This window comes from Marinobacter daepoensis DSM 16072, assembly GCF_000421165.1.
In the GTDB taxonomy this organism is placed as follows: Bacteria; Pseudomonadota; Gammaproteobacteria; order Pseudomonadales; family Oleiphilaceae; genus Marinobacter; species Marinobacter daepoensis.
Map to the genome: position 1 here is coordinate 303,439 of NZ_ATWI01000010.1, position 20,241 is coordinate 323,679.

Genomic DNA, 20,241 nt, shown 5'->3' on the forward strand with positions numbered 1-20,241 from the left:
CTCGCCAGATGACATTGCCCACCGACACCAGGCCGGCCTGTCTGCGCCTTTTGGTTCTGACGCCGGAGTATGCCGATTATCTCTGGTACCGCGCCATGCTGGCTGAGGACCCTGATATTTCCGGGGACCTTACCTGGTGCCCCGATCTGGTCGATTGCGATGACCTGGTGGCCAACGCCAGCTTCGACGTGATTGTCTGGGACTGTGTGTTCCACGGCGGCTCGGAGTCTGCTTTCCTGCAATATCTGTCGGTTTCCAGCGAAGAAAAACCCATTCTGGCGTTGAGCGCCGAGTCTTGTCAGGAGAAGGGGCGGGTTTTGACCGATAGCGGCGCCTCGGACTACCTGAGCCGTCAGGGGCTGGATGCCTGGGGGTTCCGGCGAGCAGTCCGATGTTTGTGGTACCGGTCCCAGCTCACGGAATCGACGCATGGCCAACTGGGCCGTGAGGTTGCCACCGGTTTTATTAATCGTGACCTGTTTTTTGACCGGTTGCAGCAGGCATTGTTGAGGGCGGAGCGGGCCGGGCATCGGCTGGCGCTGCTGCACCTCAACCTCGATGACTTTCGCACGATCAACGAGTCCTTTGGATACCAGAAAAGCGATCAACTGATGTTTCGCCTGGCCGACCGTTTGCGCCAGAATCTCCGGCGGGTGGATTCGTTGATGCGGATCGGTGGCGATGAGCTGGCGATCATCGTCGAGAAGGTGGAAGACTCGCTGGATATTACCCAGATCATCCGTAAAGTTGTCTCCGCGCTGGACGAGCCGGTGACGGTAGACGGCCAGAACGTGGTGGTCAGTGCCAGTCTTGGCGTGGCGACCTACCCGGAGTCCGGGGACAGCCCGGAGGAGCTGCTCCGGCGAGCCAACCGGGCGATGTTCGAGGCCAAGCGTGATTCCGGGACCAGCTACCGGTTCTACGACCGCCAGCTCCATATTTCCGCCGGTTACCAGCTCAGGCTGGAAGCCGATTTGCGGAACGCTTTGAGGGGCGGGCAGCTGGAACTGTACTATCAGCCCCGGATTGACCTTGCGACGGAAGAGGTGCGCGGGGTGGAGTGTCTGTTGCGCTGGAATCATCCTGAGCGTGGGCTGGTGGGGCCGGATGAATTTATCCCGGTGGCGGAGCGAAGCGGCCTGATCGTCCCTATTGGATACTGGGTGATTGAACAGGCCTGCAAGCGTTTGCAGGAGGCTGCCGATCTTGGGTTCCCGGGCTTGGTGTTTGCCGTCAACCTGTCGTTTCGTCAGTTTCACGATCGCAAGATGACGGAAACGATTTTTCGCATCATTTTCAACGCCAATGTGGATACCAGCCTGCTGGAGCTGGAGCTGACCGAGAGTGCGATGATGCACGATCCCGAATACGCCCAGCGTTGCCTGCGGGAGCTCAATCAGTTGGGCATCAGTTTTGCCCTGGACGATTTCGGAACCGGTTTCTCGTCACTGAGCAATTTGCAGCATCTGCCGATTTCGCTGGTCAAGATCGATAAGTCCTTTGTTCAGGATCTCGGGCAGTCCGCCGACGCGGAGCACATCATCCGTGCCATCATCAGCCTGGCGCACAGTCTTCAGATCAGTGTGGTGGCCGAGGGAGTGGAAACCGAAAGCCAGCTTGAATTCCTGCGTCAGCAGCACTGTGATGAAATCCAGGGCTACTATTACGCCCGCCCGATGCCCTGGAATGACCTTGTACAATTCCTGAACCGCCAGAACCAGTCCGCTTGCCTGCAGAAGTAAGCCGCTGTACCTTTGCGCATTAATTCCGAACGCGATATTCAGATTGAGGTTGCATGAACACTATTTCCCGGCGCATTGCCGAAGAGCTCGGCGTACGTGAACAGCAGGTCAATGCCACCGTTGGCCTTCTGGATGAAGGTGCTACCGTCCCCTTTATTGCGCGCTATCGAAAGGAGGTCACCGGCTCGCTGGATGACAGCCAGTTGCGGACCCTGGAAGAGCGCCTCCGTTATCTGAGGGAGCTGGAAGACCGTCGCGGCACCATCCTCAACAGCATTGAGGAGCAGGGCAAACTCACCGACGAGCTGCGGGCCTCAATCGAATCTGCCGATACCAAGAACCGGTTGGAAGACCTTTATCTGCCCTACAAGCCCAAACGCCGGACCAAAGCACAGATTGCCCGGGAGGCTGGGCTGGAGCCCCTGGCCGATAGCTTGTACGACGACCCCACTCAGGAACCGGAAACGGTCGCTGCTGGTTATCTCAACCCGGAAGCCGGTGTGGCCGATGTGAAAGCGGCGCTGGACGGTGCCCGCTACATCCTGATGGAGCGCTTTGCCGAAGATGCTGAACTGCTGGGAACCTTGCGGGATTTTGTCTGGCAGGAGGGTCAGCTGAAGGTCTCGGTGGTGGAGGGCAAAGAGAATGAGGGGGCCAAGTTCCGCGATTACTTCGATCATGTGGAACCCCTGAAAAAGGTGCCATCACACCGTGCGCTCGCCATCCTGAGGGGGCGCAACGAAGGCATTCTTGCCTATGCCATCGTGATGGGCGATGCCGAAGATGATCGGCGCCAGCCGCATCCGGCAGAACAGAGAATCGCCGCCCATTGGCGGATTCGGGATAACGGCCGGGCTGCCGACAAGTGGTTGTCAGATGTGGTGCGGTGGACCTGGCGGGTAAAATTATCCACCCAGATTGAAACCGACCTCATGGCGCAGGTGCGTGAAGCGGCGGAAACGGAGGCCATTAATGTTTTTGCCGCCAACCTGAAAGACCTTCTCCTGCTCGCACCGGCTGGTCCAAGGCCAACCCTGGGACTGGACCCGGGCTTGCGTACCGGTGTCAAAGTAGCGGTGATCGATGGCACAGGACAGGTGGTGGACCATGGGGCCATCTTCCCTCATGCGCCCCAGAATAAGTGGGAGCCGTCCATTGCGCAAATGGCGGCCTGGTGTCAGAAGTACCGGATTGAGCTGGTGGCCATTGGTAACGGGACGGCGTCCCGTGAGACCGAGAAACTCGTGGGTGACCTCTGTAAACGCTACCCCGAACTCAAGTTGGCCCGTATTGTGGTGAACGAATCCGGGGCGTCGATTTATTCGGCGTCGGAATTTGCTTCCCGTGAATTGCCGGATCTGGACGTAACCATTCGGGGGGCGGTGTCCATTGCCCGCCGCCTTCAGGACCCGCTGGCCGAGCTGGTTAAAATTGAACCCAAGTCCATTGGCGTGGGCCAGTATCAGCACGACGTTTCCCAGGTTCAGCTGTCCCGCAGTCTCGATGTGGTGGTGGAAGACTGTGTAAATGGCGTGGGCGTTGATCTCAATACAGCCTCGGTACCACTGCTGACGCGGGTTTCAGGGCTGAACCAGAGCATTGCCCAGAACATCGTGGATTTCCGGAACCAGAATGGTAAGTTCACCAGTCGTAAACAGTTGCTGAAGGTGTCCCGGCTGGGTGACCGTACCTTCGAACAGGCGGCTGGCTTTCTCCGGATTGCCGGCGGCGACAACCCGCTGGATCGCTCATCCGTCCACCCAGAGGCCTACGGCGTGGTTGAGGCCATTGCTGAGCGGAATGGCAAGCAGGTGGAGCACATCATCGGTGATTCTGCATTTCTGCGCAGCCTGGACCCGAAGGCGTATGTTACTGAGCAGTTTGGCCTGCCGACGATCAAGGACATCATTGCCGAGTTGGAAAAGCCGGGCCGGGACCCGCGGCCGGAGTTCCGGTTTGCGCATTTTGAAGAAGGGGTGGAAACCCTCAACGACCTTAAGCCCGGCATGGTTCTGGAGGGGTCTGTGACCAACGTGACCAATTTCGGGGCCTTTGTCGATATCGGGGTGCATCAGGATGGTCTGGTGCACATCTCCGCGCTGTCCCATACTTTCGTGAAAGATCCGAGAGAAGTGGTTAAAGCGGGCGACATCGTCAAGGTCAAAGTGATGGAAGTGGACATCCCTCGCAAGCGGATCGGGTTGTCTATGCGAATGGATGACCAGCCTGGCAGTGAGAATAAGCCTGCCCGGGGCGCAGAAAAAAGCGCCGGTCGTAATGCCAGTCGCAAGGCTCACGGGGGCCAGGCTACGGGAGCACCTCAGGGTGCTATGGCCGGAGCACTGGCCCAGGCCATGGCCTCTGCGCGCAAGAATGGCCGTTAACCCCATCAACTGATTCCCGGCCGCCAGGCCCCGGGTTGGGGGTGGCGGCTGCAACAGGAGCTCACCATGGCACACTCCCGCCACTCCCTGTTTCAACAGCTTGCCGCCAGTGACTGGGACGGTTTCCTCAAAGGGGTCGAGAAAGAAGGCCTGCGTGTCGATGCCAATGGCTTTATTGCCCAGACCCCGCATCCGGAAGCGCTGGGGTCGGCGCTCACTCACCCCCGCATTACCACCGACTATTCCGAAGCCCTGCTTGAACTGATTACACCGGTCTTTGACAGTACGGAGGCCATGCTTGGGGCGTTGCGGGATACGCACCGTTATGTTCAGCAGAACCTTAATGACGAAGTGTTCTGGGCGGCCAGCATGCCCTGTGAAATTGAGGGTGACGCCAGCATTCCCATTGCCGAGTATGGCAGTTCTAATATTGGCCGGTTGAAACACGTCTATCGCCAGGGCCTGGCCGTACGCTATGGCCGGATTATGCAGAGCATTGCCGGGGCACACTACAACTTGTCTCTGCCTGACAGCTTCTGGCGTAAATGGCAGGAGCTGGTGGGCAATAACGACAGCCTGAAGGATTTCAAATCCGACCAGTATTTCTGGCTGATCCGGAATTTCCGTCGTCGAAGCTGGCTGCTGATGCTGCTGTTTGGTTCATCGCCGGCCCTGGATGCCAGCTTCGTGGCCGGGGTCCAGCATGGTCTGGCCCGGTTTGATGACCGGACCTGGGTTGGTCAGAACGCGACGTCCTTGCGCATGGGTGATCTGGGCTATCACAACAACGCTCAGGCATCACTGAATATCTGTTTCAATGAGTTGCGCACCTACACGCGCACTCTCGACCGCGCGATTCACACTAACTGGCCAGCCTATGAAGCCATCGGCACACAGCGGGACGGTGAGTTCATCCAGATCAATACCAGCGTGCTGCAGATCGAGAACGAATACTACAGTGCTGTTCGCCCCAAGCGCACCGCTGAGCGGGGTGAAAAGCCCATTCAGGCGCTGGATGCCCGTGGCGTTGAGTATATTGAAGTCCGGTGTCTCGATCTGGACCCGTTTTCGCCCATAGGGGTTAACCGGGAGCAGATCGACTTTCTGGACCTGTTTCTGCTGGATTGCCTGTTATCGGATTCACCCCGCATCGGGGACGATGAATGTGAGCGCCTGGATGACAACTTCAAGGATGTGGTTGCACATGGTCGCCTGCCGTCACTCAGTCTCTGCCGGGGAGGACGCCGGGAGCCGGTGGGTAGCGCTGCCCAGGAGCTACTGGACCGGTTGCAGCCTTTGGCTGAGCTGTTGGATCAATGGTCTGGCGCTGGCGCTTACACTTCGGCGCTATCGGCCCAGCGTGCCAAACTGGAAGGCGAGGATTGGTCAGTTCCTTCGGTCCGCGTGCTTGAGGCCATGACAAGCTCGGGCCTCGGTCACCGGGACTGGGTGATGAGCATCTCCCGGAAGCATCAGGAAACGCTCAGGTCAGAGACGATGGCTGCGGACGTGCTCGCGGATTATCGTGACATGGGGCTGGCGTCTCTGGATGAACAGAAAGCCCATGAGGCTGCGGATCGCCAGTCATTCCCTGAGTTTCTGGAAAACTATCTGAAAGCCTGACGCTGTGTGCGTCACATCCGGCCAGGGACGTGACGCACAGATTGCGGCGCCGGGTTTGCCCTAACGGTTACCTGCTGTTACTTTTTATTACATCAGATAGGGAGATCACCCATGACGACGGATATCAAGCTTGGCTGGGATGTGGATGCTTTGAACAAGGCATATCGGCAGGGGTATATGGCAGGAGAGATGGGCATGGAGAAGTCCCGTTGTCCGTACCGTGGGGATGTTATCATCGCGGCCTGGGAAGCCGGCTGGGATGATGCCAGTGAAGTCCGGGCCCAACGCCCTCGCCAGGGCGATGACTGGTTGTCTCATATTGCCTGAGCGCCGGTCGGCGCCCGGTGGCTATCGTTGTACCACAAATTCTGTAAACAGCACGCCGGTGATGCTTTCTCCGGTTTGCTGTTCTTCCAGTACCGTATTGATTCTCTCCGAGGCTTTCTCTCTTAAAGCTTGCTGGCCTTCGACCGAGGACAGCTGATCAAGATCTGTCTGTTCGCCAAACAACATGACCAGTTCATGGCGGAGCCGGGGCATGTGTGCCTCCACGGCTGAGCGGGTTGTGGCTCGGGAGGCCCGGATTGTCACCGCTGCTTTCAGGTAGCTTACCTTGCGGTCGGGCTGGCCTACATGAGTCACAAACGCCGGCTCCAGAGCGATGTAGTCGGTCACGCCTTTGGGTTTGGCGTCCTCATCGGAGGCTTCTGCCAGTACCGGGAGTGCCGTAAACACCGACAGCATCAGAAGCAGTGCCGGTGCGAATTTTCTGAGAATGGTCATAGGCTTGGTCGTGTTCATGGGTTAGGATTGTCCCAGCGCTGCGTGGCACTGCGGGCTCATAGACGTGAGGATATCAGGCCATGTCAGCTTCTGCAGTTCACATCATGATTCCGGGGTAGCGTTTTGACAAGCAGATGGATATTCGGGTTGGTCTTTCTGGTGTGTGCCGGGCTCCTGGCCGTGGCTTTCTACATGGAACATGTGATGGGGCTGGAGCCTTGCCCCTTGTGCTGGTTGCAGCGTTTCGGATTCATAGGTGCGGGCCTGGTCAGTTTGCTCGCGTTTGTACACGGCCCGGCTGGTTTTGGTAATCGTGTCTATGGGCTTTTCCTGGTCATTACTGCGGGTGCTGGTCTGGGGGTGGCGGGTCGCCAGCTCTGGTTGCAGGGCTTGCCCCCCGACCAGGTGCCTGCCTGTGGCCCTTCGGTAGATTATATGCTTGAAGTGCTGCCGTTGTTCGAGGTCCTCCAGACCGCGATCAAAGGGACCGGAGATTGCGCAGAAGTGGTCTGGCGCTTTCTCGGCCTGAGCATTCCGGGTTGGACGGCAGTATTTTTCAGCCTGCTGGTCGTGCTTGGGTTCTTCCTTATGTTTCGCCAGTCGACGCCCCGGGGTTGGTTGCAGAGCTGAAACAGTTGCGGGCAACCATAGCCATGGGGTAACTTGATTGCCACGCAACCATGATTACGACGGCGCCCAAAGAGTTGGCGAATTGACCAAGGGGAGACAGGCGTTATGTTGGAAAATTGCCGAAATGCCAGGGAACGTTGGGGTGGTGTCAGCGAATTGATTGACCGCTGGCTGAAGGAACGTCAGGAGCTACTGGTTAGGTACTGCGAGTTGTCTGGTGAAAGTGATTTCTCCCAGACCGCGGTGCTTCGGGAGAAATTCGTGCGACTGTGCGAGGTGCTGGTGGATTATGTCTCCGCCGGCCACTTCGAGGTGTATGAGCAGTTGATCCAGGAAGCCCGCGAGTTTAATGATGGCGGGCTGGAACTGGCGGCCAAACTCTACCCCCGGATTGAACAGACCACCGAGGTTGCCCTCAACTTCAATGATCGGCTGGATGGTCGGGAGCTGTCAGAGTCTGAAGTAGAAGCGTTGTTCGGAGAGCTGTCGAAACTCGGGGAGGTGCTGGAATCCCGTTTCAAAATGGAGGATTTCCTGATCGAAAACCTGCATAACGCTCATGCTGGTAAAGTAGCATCGGTCTGAGGCGTAGTCCGGCCAACCGAAGAAAAGCTTTAACAAAAAAAACCGGCTCAGAAGGAGCCGGTTTTTTTCGCCTGCAGGCCCGGCTTATTGGTCTGAGCCGGCATCGCCCGTGTTCGGATTGATCGCGACCAGCTCCACATCAAAGACCAGTGTTTCGTTGGGGCCGATTGCCTGGTTGCCGCCTGGGCCGTACGCAAGGTCCGACGGGATGTAAAGCTTGTAACGCGCACCTTCGCTCATCAGTTGCAGGCCTTCGGTCCAGCCCGGGATAACCTGATTCAGGCCGAACGTTACGGTCTGGCCGCGCTCGCGGGAGCTGTCAAACACCTCACCGTTGATCAGCTCGCCGGTGTAGTGGACTTCCACCTGGTCTGTGGCGCCGGGGCGCTCCCCATTCCCTTCTTCGATGACTTCGTACTGAAGGCCTGAGTCGGTGGTCTGGACTTCATCACGGTCGGCATTTTCAGCCAGGAACGCTTCGCCAGCGTCCTTGTTTTTCTGGGCCATCTCTTCCAGTTGCTGCTCTTGCTGTTGCTGAAGCTCTGTCTGATAAGCCATCAGTGCTTCCTGAATCTGTTCGCGAGTCAGGCGCTTGCTCTCTTCATCGCCGGCGTGACCATGCTGGATGCCCTGCAGAAACTGGTCCATCTGCAAATCTGGCAGGTCGTTGCCCATGCGCTCACCAAGGACCAGCCCCATGCCGTAGCTGACTTTCTCTGGGGTGGTTTCAAGTGCGGGGTCGTTGGCAGATTCCTGCGCTGTTGAACAGCCGGCGAGAAGGCCGGTGACGGCGATAGCCAAAAAGGTTTTCTTCATCGTCTCATCCTTTCCAAGGGTTTCCGGGCTCTCGGGCCCAGGATTCAGAAAAGCCACAAGGTAACGGGTTCAGCGGTTTTATGCCACTGAACATGTGTTAATCAGAGACCTGTGCCGCAAGGGATAAAGGCATCAGGATCCGCTGGCCGGCACACCGTTGAGTGAGTAGGGCGCCTGATAGGGCGACTGCCAGTCGTCTTCCGGATTGATGGTTGGCGGTTTCCGTGAAATCGGGCCTGGGCGCTCGATGGCCAGAGCGTTCCACTGACCCTGGGTCGGAGGCTGGTCGGCGTAGTGCCAGTTTCCGTCGGTGTCCTGCCATTTAAAAACAATGTCGGGCCCCTCGGTCGGTATGGGCGATGGCAATAAGCCCTCAAAAGAGGGAATGCTTTCTGCCTGCTCAGGCTTGACCGGCTCGGAGACCTGTTCCGGATCGCCGAGTCCAAAAAAAATGAGCAGCAACAACAGGCCGAGTGCTGGGAACGACAGCCGGATCAGCCATTTCATGTGCATGAGGTGTGGCCTCTGGTGGCCTGGTCAGTCAGTCGACCGACCAGCAGGTCAAGAAGTGGGGTTAACCGCAGAGGGATATCGCGGGACGGGGCGGCAGCCATTAGATTCTGCCTGATAATCGTGCATGGGTCCTGCATCTTGCCGCTCTCCGGTTCAAGTTCTGTCAGTGTGTGCCAGGCCAGTGCCAGCTCCAGTTGCTCGGCCAGGAGTTCTGCTTTCGCCAGAGTGTCCCGCAGTTCCCGGCTTGGATTATTGGCTCGGGGAACCGACTTGCGGGCGGAGCGAAGGCAACCGGTTACACGGCTGCGCCACTCTGTTACCTTAGCGTCCTCAACGCCAGAGAACGGCTGACCGCGCGTTGCCAGCCAGCCAGCGCAGAGAATGCGGCTCACGCTCCAGCCCTCTGACTGAAGCTCAAGGCAGGCGTCAGCAACATCCGGATCCCGCCAATGAGCGAGGGCATAACGCCACAGTGGATTATCTGGTTCCATGCCCGCTGGTAATTCCAGCGGTTCCGTGTGTTGAACGGTCATGAGGGAACGTTCCTGGCACCAATCCATGATTAGATTAAATCTATGTTAACGATAAGCGATCTCAGTTTACAACGGGGCGGCGTCTGGTTGCTAGAAAACGTGAACCTGACCGTACAACCCGGTCAGCGTGTAGCCATGGTCGGCGCCAATGGTGCAGGTAAATCCAGCCTTTTCCAACTCTTGCTGGGCCAGTTGGGTGCCGAGCAAGGGGGGGTATCGCTGCCCGGTGGCTGCCGTATTGCGCATATGGCCCAGGAAGTTGCAGCCTCATCTCGAACGGCCCGTGACTTTGTCCTTGATGGTGACCTCGAGCTCCGGCGCCTGGAGCAGGCGCTGGCAGAGGCAGAGGCGCGCGGAGATGATGATGCCGTTGCCCGCCTGCACGGTGAACTGGATATTCATGAGTCCTGGTCGGCGCCGAGGCGCGCGGAGGCACTTCTGAGGGGCCTGGGGTTTGCCGACAGCGACGCAGAGCGCCCGGTATCAGCGTTTTCCGGGGGCTGGCGAATCCGGCTGAATCTTGCTCAGGCCCTGATGCGCCCATCGGATCTCCTGTTGCTGGATGAGCCCACCAACCATCTGGATCTGGATGCCTGCTTCTGGCTGGAAACCTGGCTCCGGAAATACCCCGGCACGCTTTTGTTTATCTCTCACGACAGGGATTTCATGGATCGGGTGGCGACCCATCTGGTGCATTTTGACCAGAAACAGCTGGTGCTTTATACCGGTAATTACTCATCATTTGAGCGCCAGCGCGCGGAGCGGCTAGCGCAGCAACAGGCGGGCTATGAACGTCAGCAAGCCAGAATTGCTGAGATTCAACGGTTTATTGACCGCTTCAAGGCCAAGGCCACAAAGGCACGGCAGGCCCAGAGCCGGGTCAAGGCGCTTGAGCGGATGGAGAAAATTGCCCCCGCCCACGTCGACTCTCCGTTTAGTTTTGAGTTTCCGGTGGCAGACAAAGTCTCCAGCCCGTTGCTGTCGATTCGGAATGGCGTGGCGGGGCATGGCGACGTTGCTGTTCTTCATGGTGTCAACGTTACTCTGATGCTTGGCTCCCGCATTGGTTTGTTAGGCCCGAATGGGGCGGGGAAGTCCACGTTCATGGATGCGCTTCGGGGAACCGGAACGTTGCTATCGGGTGAGCGCACGTGTGGTGAGCACCTGGCTATTGGCTATTTTGCCCAGCATCAGCTGGAGTCGCTGGATCTGGACGCAAGCCCTTTCCTGCATCTGCAGCGTCTTGCTCCGACAGCCTCTGAACAGAAGGTCCGGGACTTTCTTGGAGGCTTTGATTTTCATGGTGATGAAGCCATGGCGCCGATCCGTTCTTTCTCAGGGGGCGAAAAGGCCCGGGTGGCGCTTGCGGTGATTGCCTGGCAGAAACCCAACCTGCTGTTACTGGATGAGCCCACGAACCATCTGGATCTCGAAATGCGCCAGGCATTGACCATGGCGCTGCAGAACTTCGATGGCGCCATTGTGGTGGTTTCCCACGACCGACACCTTTTACGGAACACGGTCGACGAGTTCTGGCTGGTAAGTGATGGTGCTGTCAGGGAATACGACGGAGACCTGGAGGACTATGAGCGCTGGCTGGCAGATCGCCGTAAGGATGATGATTCGCCGCCCCGCCGTGACGTTGCCGAAGCGCCCGGCAGGCAAACAGCGGATGCCGGCGCGGGAACGCTGACGGCAGAGGAGCGCAAGGCCAGAAAACGCCAGGAAGCGGAGTTGCGACAGAAACTTAGCCCTTGGCGAAAGAAGCAGGCTGCGCTTGAGGCAAAAATGGAGCAGTTGCAGCAGAAACTGGGTGCCGTTGAGCACAGCCTGTCGGACCCGGAGATGTATAGCGATGGCCAGAAACTTCAGCTCAAAGCCTTGCTGGCAGAGCAGACCGAACTCAAGCGAGAGCTGGGCGCCGCAGAGGCCGAGTGGCTGGACGTCAGTGAGGCTGTAGAAAACCTGGAGGCCGAGCTGGCAGATTGAATGAGGGGGCCGTGGTTACGGCCCCGAAATCTCCAGTGAGAAGTCCTGGCGGGCCAGGTATTCCCGTTCGTTTTCAAGATCGGCCAGCGTCAGTGGCCGGTTATCAAGCCAGCCCTCCGGAAACTCAATAACCAGGCGTTTTTCATGGCCATGGAGGGTGAAGGCTGGAGGCTCTTCCAGGTTGCGGGGGTGCTGTATCAGAACCGCCAGGCGCAGGAGGATGCAGAGGTAGGTCAGCCGGGGCTTGTCTTCGGGCTCAATGTCTTCGAACACCGCACTGGAGAATTTTCGGCGGTGACCACGAACGAGCGTGGCGAGGTCTTTCTGAAATGGCTGGCTGAAGCCCGGCAGGTCCGAGTAGCGCAGCAGGTACGCGCCGTGCTTGTGGTACTGGCTGTGGGAAATCGTCAGGCCGATTTCATGCAGTCGGCAGGCCCACCGCAGTACATCCTCATCGGCTGCGGTGCGCAGTCCCCATTGGTCGGCCACTTGGTCCCAGGCGGCAATGGCGGTTTTCTCAACCACCGCTCCATGGGCCTGATCAACGTGGTATCGTTCTTGCAGCGCGGTGATGGTGCGCTCCCGGACGTCCTCGTGACGGATGCGGCCGACGATGTCATAAAGCAGGCCTTCCCTCAGAGCGCCGTCAGCGAAGGTCATGGCCTGAATGTCCAGCGACCGGAAGGCGGCCATCAGAATGGCAAAACCTGCTGGGAAGATGCTCTGGCGATCTTGCCGGACCCCCAGTTCAGCCAGCTTGTCGACGTTGCCCATCGCCACCAGCCGCTTACGCAATTCTTCCATACCTTCACGGTTGATGGTGCCGTCGGTAATCTTGAGTGTGGCCAGGACATGGGCGATCGCCTTGATGGACCCTGAAGACCCGACCGCGCTTTGCCATCCCACGGAGCGATAGTGTTGACGAATGTTCTGCAGTTCTTGCTCAGCATGGGTGATGGCTTTGTCCATCTGCCGCCGGGTGATCTTGCCATCGGGGAAATAGCGATTCCGGAACGACACACAGCCCATGTGAAGGCTCTCCAGTTCCAGAGGTTCAAACCGCTGCCCTATAATGAACTCCGTACTGCCCCCGCCAATATCGATGACCAGTCGTTTGCCAGTATCGTCTGACAAGGTGTGGGAAACACCGAGATAGATCAGACGCGCCTCTTCGCGCCCGGCGATGACCTCCACCGGATACCCCAGCACTTCTTCGGCGCGGGCAATGAAATCGTGCGCGTTGCGGGCCACCCGGAGAGCATTGGTGCCGACAATCTGGACGCCTTCCGGAGGCGTGCCCTGCAGTCGCTGGGCAAACCGGCTCAGACAATCCAGGGCTCGTTGCTGCACGTCTTCGGTCAGACGATTGTATGGATCAAGGCCGGCCCCTAGCTGAACCTTTTCTCCCATTTTCTCGACGGTACGTATCTCGCCATGTACCAGACGGGCAACGACCATATGGAAGCTGTTAGAACCCATATCAATGGCTGCCAGCATGTCTGGAGAGGTTTCAGCCTTCTCGGCAGTGGATGCGGCCTTCACGTTGGTAGGCGTCCTGTGTGGTGTGAACTTGGCCGTACTATAAGGGAAACTTCCCGGGTGTGTCAGTAACTGGCTGCGGACAATACTGACCCGGATCAACCCTGGTGCGGATACATGCGGCTTCACAGATGGGTCGGCTATCGCGTAAAGTAATGCACTGACTTAATCCGGGTGGGCGGCCGGTCCCGTAAAGTGAAAACCGTCCACTACAGCCAATAGCGACTCCTTCAGGGGCAGTAACAGAGCCCCGGAGCGCCTGAATCAGGAAAAGGTAATGAGCGGAAATATCGTTAATGTCACCGACGCTTCCTTCGAGCAGGATGTACTGAAATCCGACATTCCGGTACTCGTAGACTACTGGGCAGAGTGGTGTGGCCCGTGCAAGATGATTGCCCCGGTTCTGGAAGAGATTGCTGACGAATACGAAGGCAAACTGAAGGTCTGCAAGCTGAACATCGATGAAAACGAACAGACCCCGCCTAAATTTAACATCCGTGGCATCCCGACCCTGATGCTGTTCAAAAACGGCAATGTGGATGCCACCAAAGTCGGCGCGCTGTCCAAGTCACAGCTGGCCGCTTTCCTCGACAGCAACCTCTGATCCGCTGTTGACGGAAACCGCCCCTGAACACCGCTTCACGGGCGGTTTTTTTATGCGATGAACCGACCAGACCGAATCATCGGCCTGCTCCTGGCAGGCGGCAAGGGCACCCGAATGGGAGGGCTGGATAAAGGCCTTGTGCCCTGGCGGGGCAAAACCATGGCGGAGTGGGTTCTGCATGCCCTGAAAACCGTGGCTCCGGTGATTTTTCTCAGTGCCAACCGATCTCTGGCAGCCTATGAGCGGCTGGCGCCAGGCCGCGTTCTGCAAGATTCGCCGGAGCTTAAGGATCAAGGGCCTTTGGCGGGTGTGCTGGCTGGTCTGAAGGCGGCCGAGTCACAAGGCGCGGAGGCTGTGCTTGTCTGTCCCTGTGATACCCCGGGCATCACCCCGGATACCCTCAGTGCTTTGGTCAGCGCCTGGCACATTCAGCCCGACCGCCCGGCCATCGCCGAAAACGATGGCCGACTGCACCCTTTGCACGGGGTGTATCCGGTGAGCCTGATCGTTGAGCTGGACCGCTGGCTGGCTTCGGGTAATCGTCGGGTGATGGGGTTTGCAGAGTCAGTGGGAGCGGTGGCCGTTGATTGCCCGGAAACCCGCGAAGTGTTCAAAAACCGGAATTGTTTGCAGGACCTGAAACGCTAACTGGTGTAAGGGGAGTTTGTGCCAGCCTGCCTTGATCACCAGCCCGGTGGCCGGTCAGGCCTCCTGGTCCCAGCTCTGAGTGCGGGCGACATCCATTTCTTTCTGCTCTACCCAGTGCTCACCTTCGCGGGTGATTTCCTTCTTCCAGAACGGCGCCGACGTCTTCAGGGCATCCATGATGAATTCGCACGCCGCAAAGGCATCGCCCCGATGGGCGCTGCACACGCCGACAAACACAATCTGATCGGATAACGCCAACGGACCGATCCGGTGAATTACCCGCGCTCTCTGCACATCCCAGCGTTGGCCAGCCTCATCAATCAGACCCTGAATCACCTGCTCCGTCATCCCGGGGTAGTGCTCGAGAAACAACCCGGTCACCCCCGACAGATCTCCGGAATCCCTGACCAGGCCCGTAAAGGTCGCAATGGCCCCGGTGCCCGGGCCTGCGCCCCTGAGCGCCTGATGCTCCGATCCTGCACAGAAATCCTCGGTCTGAATGGAAATCATCTTAGCCTCCGGTTACCGGGGGGAAAAAAGCCACTTCATCGCCCGCCCGGACTGGGGTCGACGGTTTGGCCATGGCCTGGTTGACTGCCACCATGACCGGTTGATCACCCGTGAGCCGGGCCCAGGGGCCCCCGCGGCTGGCCAGGCTGGCCAGCAGGCCCGACACCGTCTGGTTCGCCACCGCGGGTACACTCAACTGCTCTGTTTCCAGTTCTTCCCTCAGGCGGGCAAAGAAGCGAATGGTTACGGTCGGCTCACTCATGATTAACTCAGCAGTTCGGTAAATGGGTAAAATGTGATGATATCGCCGTGCCTGAGCGTCGTGTGTTCAGGGATAACCGCAAGACCATCGGCCCAGCAGGCAGAGCTCAACACGCCCGAGCTCTGGTTCGGAAACGCGACGACTTCCGGGCGCTCAGGTGAGCCCTGTTTCCGGGCCCTCACAAATTCCCGGCGTACCGAAGCCGCGCCAGTTTCGAAACCGGCGGGCAGGGACTCCCCGACAGGCAGGATATCCTGCCGACCCTGACGTTTGCGAATGTAGGGCATGGCTACGACCAGAAACGTCACCAGAACGGCCGCGGGGTTGCCAGGCAAGCCAAGGACCGGGGTGTCATTCATAGCTCCGAACGCCAGAGGTTTGCCGGGCTTGATGGCCAGGCGCCAGAGCGACAAGCCTCCGGATGCCTCCAGAACCGCCCGGACATGATCCTCTTCGCCCACAGAAACGCCGCCGCTGGTGATGATCAGATCGGCCTTCTCTGCTGCCGTAGCCAGCGCCTGACGCGTGGCCTCCCGGGTATCCCGGACGGTCTCGCAATACACCAGTTCGCAGCCAGCCTGCGCCAACAGTCCCTGCAGGGTGAAGCGGTTTGTGTTGTAGATCTGGCCTGGGCCAAGGGGGTGTCCGGGGTCGACCAGTTCGTCTCCGGTGGTCAGTACGGCCACTTTCAGGCGGGCGGTAACCAGCACCTGGCTGATCCCCATCGACGCCAGTAACCCCATTTCCTGAGGCCGAATCCTGGCGCCTTCTGCCAGCGCCAGATCTCCCCGGGCAAGGTCCTGGCCCTGCCGACGAATGTTTTGTCCGGGAGAAACGTCGGACTGGATCAGAATCATGTTGTCTGTGTATTCCACCCGTTCCTGCATGACCACGGCATCGGCACCCCTGGGGATTTCAGACCCGGTGAAAATCCGGGCGGCGGTCCCGGGTTCCAGTGGCGCAGGTGCTACACCGGCAGGAAAGCGGGAAGACACCGACAGCGGGGTGCCCGGGGAGATATCCCCAAAGCACACGGCATAGCCATCAACGGCGCTGTTGTCTGCCGGCGGCACATCGGCCGGAACCGACAGGCTCTCCGCCAGGATCCGGCCCAGGCTGTCTGGCACGGCGACGGTTTCGGTGCGGGACATGACCGGAGCCCGGTCGAGAATGTGCTGGAGTGCGTTGTCCAGTGGTGTCAGTTCGTTTGCAGACATAATCCCTCCCGTTTACCGCTCCGCCTGATGCCCGATCTTTTCATGAACCCGGTGATAAGGCCGGTCGGGTTTGCGCAAGGTCAGTGCCGAGAAATTACAGGGGCCGTGGCGACTGTCCAGCTGGGTGGCCAGAATGCCATGCCACCCGGTCCGGCAGGCCCCGGTAGACCCGGGCAGACAGAAAATGACCGTGTGGTTCGCCAGGCCGCCGAAGGCCCGGGACTGAATGGTAGAGGTGCCGATTTCGGCTGCCGACAACCGCCGGAACTCTTCACCAAAACCGTCAATGGTTTTGTCCAGCAGGGGGGCAATCGCTTCGGGGGTGCTGTCGCGTTCGTGGAAGCCGGTTCCGCCGGTGATGATGACAGCGTGGATTGCCGGGTCGGCGATCCACTGAGACATCAGAGCCCGGACCAGATAGATATCGTCCGGGAGCAGTCGACGGGATGCCAGGCAATGTCCGGCCTCAACAACGCTGTCTTCTAGAAACTGGCCTGAAGTGTCCTCAGCCGGACCACGAGTATCCGAGACCGTAAGAATGGCGATGTTCAGGGGCTTCAGCTCGCTGGTGCGATCACTGCTCATAGATAGGCTCCGTGCGTCTGTTATCCGTTGTCGATGAGGCCAGTATCCCGGTCTGTGGCCCTTTTGTGAAGGGAGTAACCCATCAGAGGGAGCTTGCCGGAAACGAATCGGGTTGCCGAAAAGTGGTTTTATTTTGGTCGGAGACTTGACATTTGCGCCAAAGGTGGCCGATTATGCGGTTGCCCGGCGAACGGTTGTTCCCACTCTCTGGCTTCAGCAATAATTATCCGGCTTCCATCTACACCGGTATGCTCCATCTGCCAGCACCTTGTTTCAATTTTGATTTGATCAACGCGTTCAGGGGCACCCCTGTCATTCCAATAGTCGTTTACTTCCATTCCTGACAATTCAACAAACTATGAATCTTACTGAACTCAAGCAGAAATCCGTGCCCGAATTGCTCGACATTGCGCAAGAAATGGGCCTCGACAACCTGGCTCGTTCGCGCAAGCAGGATGTGATCTTTACCATCCTGAAAAAACATGCCAAAAGCGGCGAAGACATATACGGTGACGGTGTACTGGAGATTCTGCAGGATGGTTTCGGCTTCCTCCGCTCCGCCGACGCCTCCTACCTGGCCGGCCCGGACGATATCTACGTGTCCCCCAGCCAGATTCGCCGATTCAACCTGCGCACCGGCGATACCATTGCTGGCAAAATTCGTCCTCCGAAGGACGGCGAGCGTTACTTCGCTCTGCTGAAAGTCAATGAAATCAACTTTGACAAGCCAGACAACGCCCGTAACAAAATTCTGTTCGAAAACCTGACGCCGCTGTTCCCGCAGGAACGTTTGATGCTGGAAGCGGGCAACGGCAGTACCGAGGATCTGTCCTCCCGGGTTCTGGATCTGGTGGCGCCCATCGGTAAAGGCCAGCGTGGCCTGATTGTCTCGCCCCCCAAAGCGGGTAAGACGCTACTGATGCAGGGAATTGCGCAGTCCATCACCCGTAATAATCCGGAATGTCACCTGATGGTGTTGCTCATTGATGAGCGCCCGGAAGAAGTAACGGAAATGCAGCGCACGGTCCGTGGCGAAGTGGTGGCATCAACTTTTGATGAGCCGCCAGCACGTCACGTCCAGGTTGCTGAAATGGTGATCGAGAAGGCCAAGCGTCTGGTTGAACACAAAAAAGATGTGATTATCCTTCTGGACTCCATCACCCGGCTGGCCCGGGCCTACAACACGGTTATTCCGTCGTCCGGTAAAGTACTGACCGGTGGTGTCGACGCCCATGCGCTGGAAAAGCCCAAGCGCTTTTTCGGAGCGGCCCGTAATGTTGAGGAAGGTGGCAGCCTGACCATTCTGGCAACCGCGCTGGTTAACACCGGGTCCAAGATGGACGAAGTCATCTACGAAGAATTCAAAGGCACCGGTAACATGGAAGTGCATCTGGATCGGCGGATTGCCGAGAAGCGCACCTACCCGGCCATCAACATCCGCAGTTCCGGTACTCGCCGTGAAGACCTGCTGATGACGGAAGCCGATATCCAGCGTGTCTGGATTCTGCGCAAGCTGTTGCACTCCATGGATGACGACACGGCTGCCATTGAGTTCCTGCTGGATAAGCTCAAGGACACCAAGACCAACGACGAGTTCTTCCAGTCCATGAAGCGTCGGTGATATCTGCTCCGGCCCCGGCTCAGTCGGGCACTCCTTGGGAGTGTCTGGCTGGCCAGAGCCGGGCAAAGCCCTCCCCAACTTTGTCTGCTCAGGTCCTTTTGAGGCAAGGTTCTGAAGTCCAGGCAAGTCCAAACTCCGTAGTACCGTCTATCAGAAACGGAGCACACCATGAAATACAACGATCTTCGGGACTTCATTAACCAGTTGGAAACGCTGGGTGAGCTCAAGCGGATCACCGCAGAAGTGGACCCCTATCTGGAAATGACCGAAATCTGCGATCGCACCTTGCGTGCTGGTGGGCCGGCGTTGTTGTTTGAAAATCCGAAAGGCTACGACATGCCCGTGCTGGCCAACCTGTTCGGGACACCGAAACGTGTGGCGCTGGGCATGGGGCAGGACGATGTCGGTGCCCTCCGGGAGATTGGTAAGCTTCTGGCGTTCCTGAAGGAACCGGATCCCCCCAAGGGTTTCCGGGACGCGATCGAGAAGCTGCCGTTGTTCAAACAGGTCATGCGCATGAGCCCGAAGGTGTTGCGCTCGGCTCCGTGCCAGGATGTGGTGATTGAAAAAGACAAGGTGGATCTGTATCAGATACCGGTTCAGCACTGCTGGCCCGGCGATGCCGGACCACTGGTAACCTGGCCTCTGGTCATCACGCGGGGGCCAAACAAGGAACGGCAGAACCTTGGCATATACCGGCAGCAGGTGATCGGCAGGAACCGGTTGATCATGCGCTGGCTGAGCCACCGGGGAGGGGCTCTGGATTATCAGGAATTCCGCCGGGCCTACCCGGAAAAGCCTTACCCGGTTGCGGTAGCGCTGGGAGCTGATCCGGCCACCATTCTCGGCGCGGTGACGCCGGTCCCCGATTCCCTGTCGGAATATGCCTTTGCGGGGCTGCTGCGGGGAAGCCGGACGGAGCTGGTGCAAGCCGGATTAAGTGACCTTCAGGTACCGGCCAGCGCTGAGATCGTGTTGGAAGGCTTTATCTACCCTGATGACATGGCGCCGGAAGGGCCCTTCGGCGATCACACCGGCTATTACAACGAGGTGGACCAGTTCCCGGTATTCACGGTTGAGCGCATCACCCATCGCCGGGACCCGATCTACCACAGCACCTACACCGGGCGGCCACCGGATGAGCCGGCGATTCTGGGCGTGGCTCTGAACGAAGTGTTTGTTCCCATTCTGCAGAAGCAGTTTCCGGAAATTGTGGATTTTTACCTGCCGCCGGAAGGTTGTTCTTACCGCCTTGCTGTGGTCACTATGAAAAAGCAGTATCCGGGCCATGCCAAACGGGTCATGATGGGAGTATGGTCGTTCCTGCGCCAGTTCATGTACACCAAGTTTGTGATTGTGACAGACGATGACGTCGATGCCCGTAGCTGGGAGGATGTGATCTGGGCCATCACCACCCGTATGGACCCGGCACGCGATACCACGCTGGTGGAGAATACCCCGATCGACTATCTGGACTTTGCCTCCCCGGTTTCGGGGCTGGGTTCGAAGATGGGCATGGACGCCACCAATAAATGGCCTGGTGAAACTGACCGTGAGTGGGGGACTGCAATCACCATGACGGATGAGGTCCGGCAGCGGGTTGATGAAATCTGGGACAGCCTGGGGATTGAAATGCCCGGCCCCCGCCCCGACTGAC

20 protein-coding genes are annotated in these 20,241 nt (G+C 58.5%); 11 read left to right on the forward strand and 9 right to left on the reverse strand.

Going from position 1 to position 20,241, the window contains the following annotated elements:
* The first annotated feature begins 8 nt into the window (after positions 1-8).
* The 4 genes from K325_RS0111280 to rmf all read left to right on the forward strand — a co-directional run bounded on the left by K325_RS0111280 (position 9) and on the right by rmf (position 6,076).
* On the forward strand, positions 9-1,742 hold the full coding sequence (locus K325_RS0111280) for a putative bifunctional diguanylate cyclase/phosphodiesterase (RefSeq protein WP_029654373.1): 1,734 nt from the start codon (positions 9-11) through the stop codon (positions 1,740-1,742).
* Between the two features lie 53 nt (positions 1,743-1,795).
* Positions 1,796-4,126 carry a Tex family protein gene (locus K325_RS0111285; protein WP_029654374.1) on the forward strand — a complete coding sequence of 777 codons (2,331 nt, stop codon included), beginning with the start codon at positions 1,796-1,798 and terminating at the stop codon, positions 4,124-4,126.
* A gap of 66 nt (positions 4,127-4,192) precedes the next feature.
* Entirely contained in the window at positions 4,193-5,749 is a 1,557-nt protein-coding gene (gene gshA / locus K325_RS0111290; RefSeq protein WP_029654375.1) for a glutamate--cysteine ligase, read from the forward strand.
* A gap of 111 nt (positions 5,750-5,860) precedes the next feature.
* Positions 5,861-6,076, forward strand: a complete 216-nt coding sequence (gene rmf, locus K325_RS0111295; protein WP_029654376.1) for a ribosome modulation factor — start codon at positions 5,861-5,863, stop codon at positions 6,074-6,076.
* A gap of 21 nt (positions 6,077-6,097) precedes the next feature.
* Here rmf and K325_RS0111300 read toward each other — a convergent pair whose 3' ends face one another.
* Complete coding sequence (locus tag K325_RS0111300) at positions 6,098-6,550, reverse strand: flagellar basal body-associated FliL family protein (protein ID WP_084694217.1); 453 nt, start codon at positions 6,548-6,550, stop codon at positions 6,098-6,100.
* Between the two features lie 105 nt (positions 6,551-6,655).
* Here K325_RS0111300 and K325_RS0111305 point away from each other — a divergent pair, with 105 nt between their 5' ends.
* Together K325_RS0111305 and K325_RS0111310 are read left to right on the forward strand one after the other, a co-directional pair.
* A complete protein-coding gene (locus K325_RS0111305; RefSeq protein ID WP_029654378.1) occupies positions 6,656-7,162 on the forward strand; it encodes a disulfide bond formation protein B in 507 nt (168 codons plus the stop codon).
* A gap of 105 nt (positions 7,163-7,267) precedes the next feature.
* Positions 7,268-7,747: an Rsd/AlgQ family anti-sigma factor gene (locus K325_RS0111310; RefSeq protein WP_029654379.1), complete on the forward strand. Its 480-nt coding sequence runs from the start codon at positions 7,268-7,270 to the stop codon at positions 7,745-7,747.
* A gap of 84 nt (positions 7,748-7,831) precedes the next feature.
* On the opposite strand, the gene K325_RS0111315 is transcribed toward K325_RS0111310, so the two are convergent.
* The 3 genes from K325_RS0111315 to K325_RS0111325 form a co-directional block, all read right to left on the reverse strand.
* Complete coding sequence (locus K325_RS0111315; protein WP_029654380.1) at positions 7,832-8,563, reverse strand: BamJ family beta-barrel-assembly machinery protein; 732 nt, start codon at positions 8,561-8,563, stop codon at positions 7,832-7,834.
* A 132-nt stretch (positions 8,564-8,695) separates the two neighbouring features.
* Positions 8,696-9,076, reverse strand: coding sequence for a DUF4124 domain-containing protein (locus K325_RS0111320; protein ID WP_029654381.1), 381 nt, complete (start codon positions 9,074-9,076; stop codon positions 8,696-8,698).
* On the reverse strand, positions 9,067-9,609 hold the full coding sequence (locus K325_RS0111325) for a DUF2390 domain-containing protein (RefSeq protein ID WP_036193418.1): 543 nt from the start codon (positions 9,607-9,609) through the stop codon (positions 9,067-9,069). The genes K325_RS0111320 and K325_RS0111325 overlap by 10 nt, the downstream gene beginning before the upstream one ends.
* A gap of 42 nt (positions 9,610-9,651) precedes the next feature.
* On the opposite strand from K325_RS0111325, the gene K325_RS0111330 reads away from it, so the two are divergent.
* On the forward strand, positions 9,652-11,598 hold the full coding sequence (locus K325_RS0111330) for an ATP-binding cassette domain-containing protein (protein WP_029654383.1): 1,947 nt from the start codon (positions 9,652-9,654) through the stop codon (positions 11,596-11,598).
* Positions 11,599-11,613: 15 nt separating this feature from the next.
* Here K325_RS0111330 and ppx read toward each other — a convergent pair whose 3' ends face one another.
* On the reverse strand, positions 11,614-13,095 hold the full coding sequence (gene ppx, locus K325_RS0111335; RefSeq protein ID WP_051146636.1) for an exopolyphosphatase: 1,482 nt from the start codon (positions 13,093-13,095) through the stop codon (positions 11,614-11,616).
* A gap of 319 nt (positions 13,096-13,414) precedes the next feature.
* On the opposite strand from ppx, the gene trxA reads away from it, so the two are divergent.
* Positions 13,415-13,741 carry a thioredoxin TrxA gene (gene trxA / locus K325_RS0111340; RefSeq protein ID WP_022987533.1) on the forward strand — a complete coding sequence of 109 codons (327 nt, stop codon included), beginning with the start codon at positions 13,415-13,417 and terminating at the stop codon, positions 13,739-13,741.
* Between the two features lie 57 nt (positions 13,742-13,798).
* Positions 13,799-14,389: a molybdenum cofactor guanylyltransferase MobA gene (gene mobA, locus K325_RS0111345; RefSeq protein WP_029654385.1), complete on the forward strand. Its 591-nt coding sequence runs from the start codon at positions 13,799-13,801 to the stop codon at positions 14,387-14,389.
* Between the two features lie 54 nt (positions 14,390-14,443).
* Here the strand turns inward: mobA and K325_RS0111350 are convergent, their stop codons facing one another.
* Genes K325_RS0111350 through moaB form a run of 4 tightly spaced genes read right to left on the reverse strand, consistent with a single transcriptional unit; the run spans position 14,444 to position 16,963 of the window.
* Positions 14,444-14,899, reverse strand: a complete 456-nt coding sequence (locus K325_RS0111350; protein ID WP_029654386.1) for a molybdenum cofactor biosynthesis protein MoaE — start codon at positions 14,897-14,899, stop codon at positions 14,444-14,446.
* Between the two features lies 1 nt (position 14,900).
* Complete coding sequence (gene moaD / locus K325_RS0111355) at positions 14,901-15,161, reverse strand: molybdopterin converting factor subunit 1 (protein ID WP_029654387.1); 261 nt, start codon at positions 15,159-15,161, stop codon at positions 14,901-14,903.
* A 2-nt stretch (positions 15,162-15,163) separates the two neighbouring features.
* Positions 15,164-16,378 carry a molybdopterin molybdotransferase MoeA gene (locus K325_RS0111360; RefSeq protein ID WP_029654388.1) on the reverse strand — a complete coding sequence of 405 codons (1,215 nt, stop codon included), beginning with the start codon at positions 16,376-16,378 and terminating at the stop codon, positions 15,164-15,166.
* Positions 16,379-16,390: 12 nt separating this feature from the next.
* Positions 16,391-16,963, reverse strand: a complete 573-nt coding sequence (gene moaB / locus K325_RS0111365; protein ID WP_029654389.1) for a molybdenum cofactor biosynthesis protein B — start codon at positions 16,961-16,963, stop codon at positions 16,391-16,393.
* A 358-nt stretch (positions 16,964-17,321) separates the two neighbouring features.
* Between moaB and rho the strand changes: the two genes are divergently transcribed.
* Together rho and ubiD are read left to right on the forward strand one after the other, a co-directional pair.
* Complete coding sequence (gene rho / locus K325_RS0111370; RefSeq protein WP_029654390.1) at positions 17,322-18,584, forward strand: transcription termination factor Rho; 1,263 nt, start codon at positions 17,322-17,324, stop codon at positions 18,582-18,584.
* 168 nt (positions 18,585-18,752) lie between these two features.
* Positions 18,753-20,240: a 4-hydroxy-3-polyprenylbenzoate decarboxylase gene (gene ubiD / locus K325_RS0111375; protein ID WP_029654391.1), complete on the forward strand. Its 1,488-nt coding sequence runs from the start codon at positions 18,753-18,755 to the stop codon at positions 20,238-20,240.
* Position 20,241 lies beyond the last annotated feature (1 nt).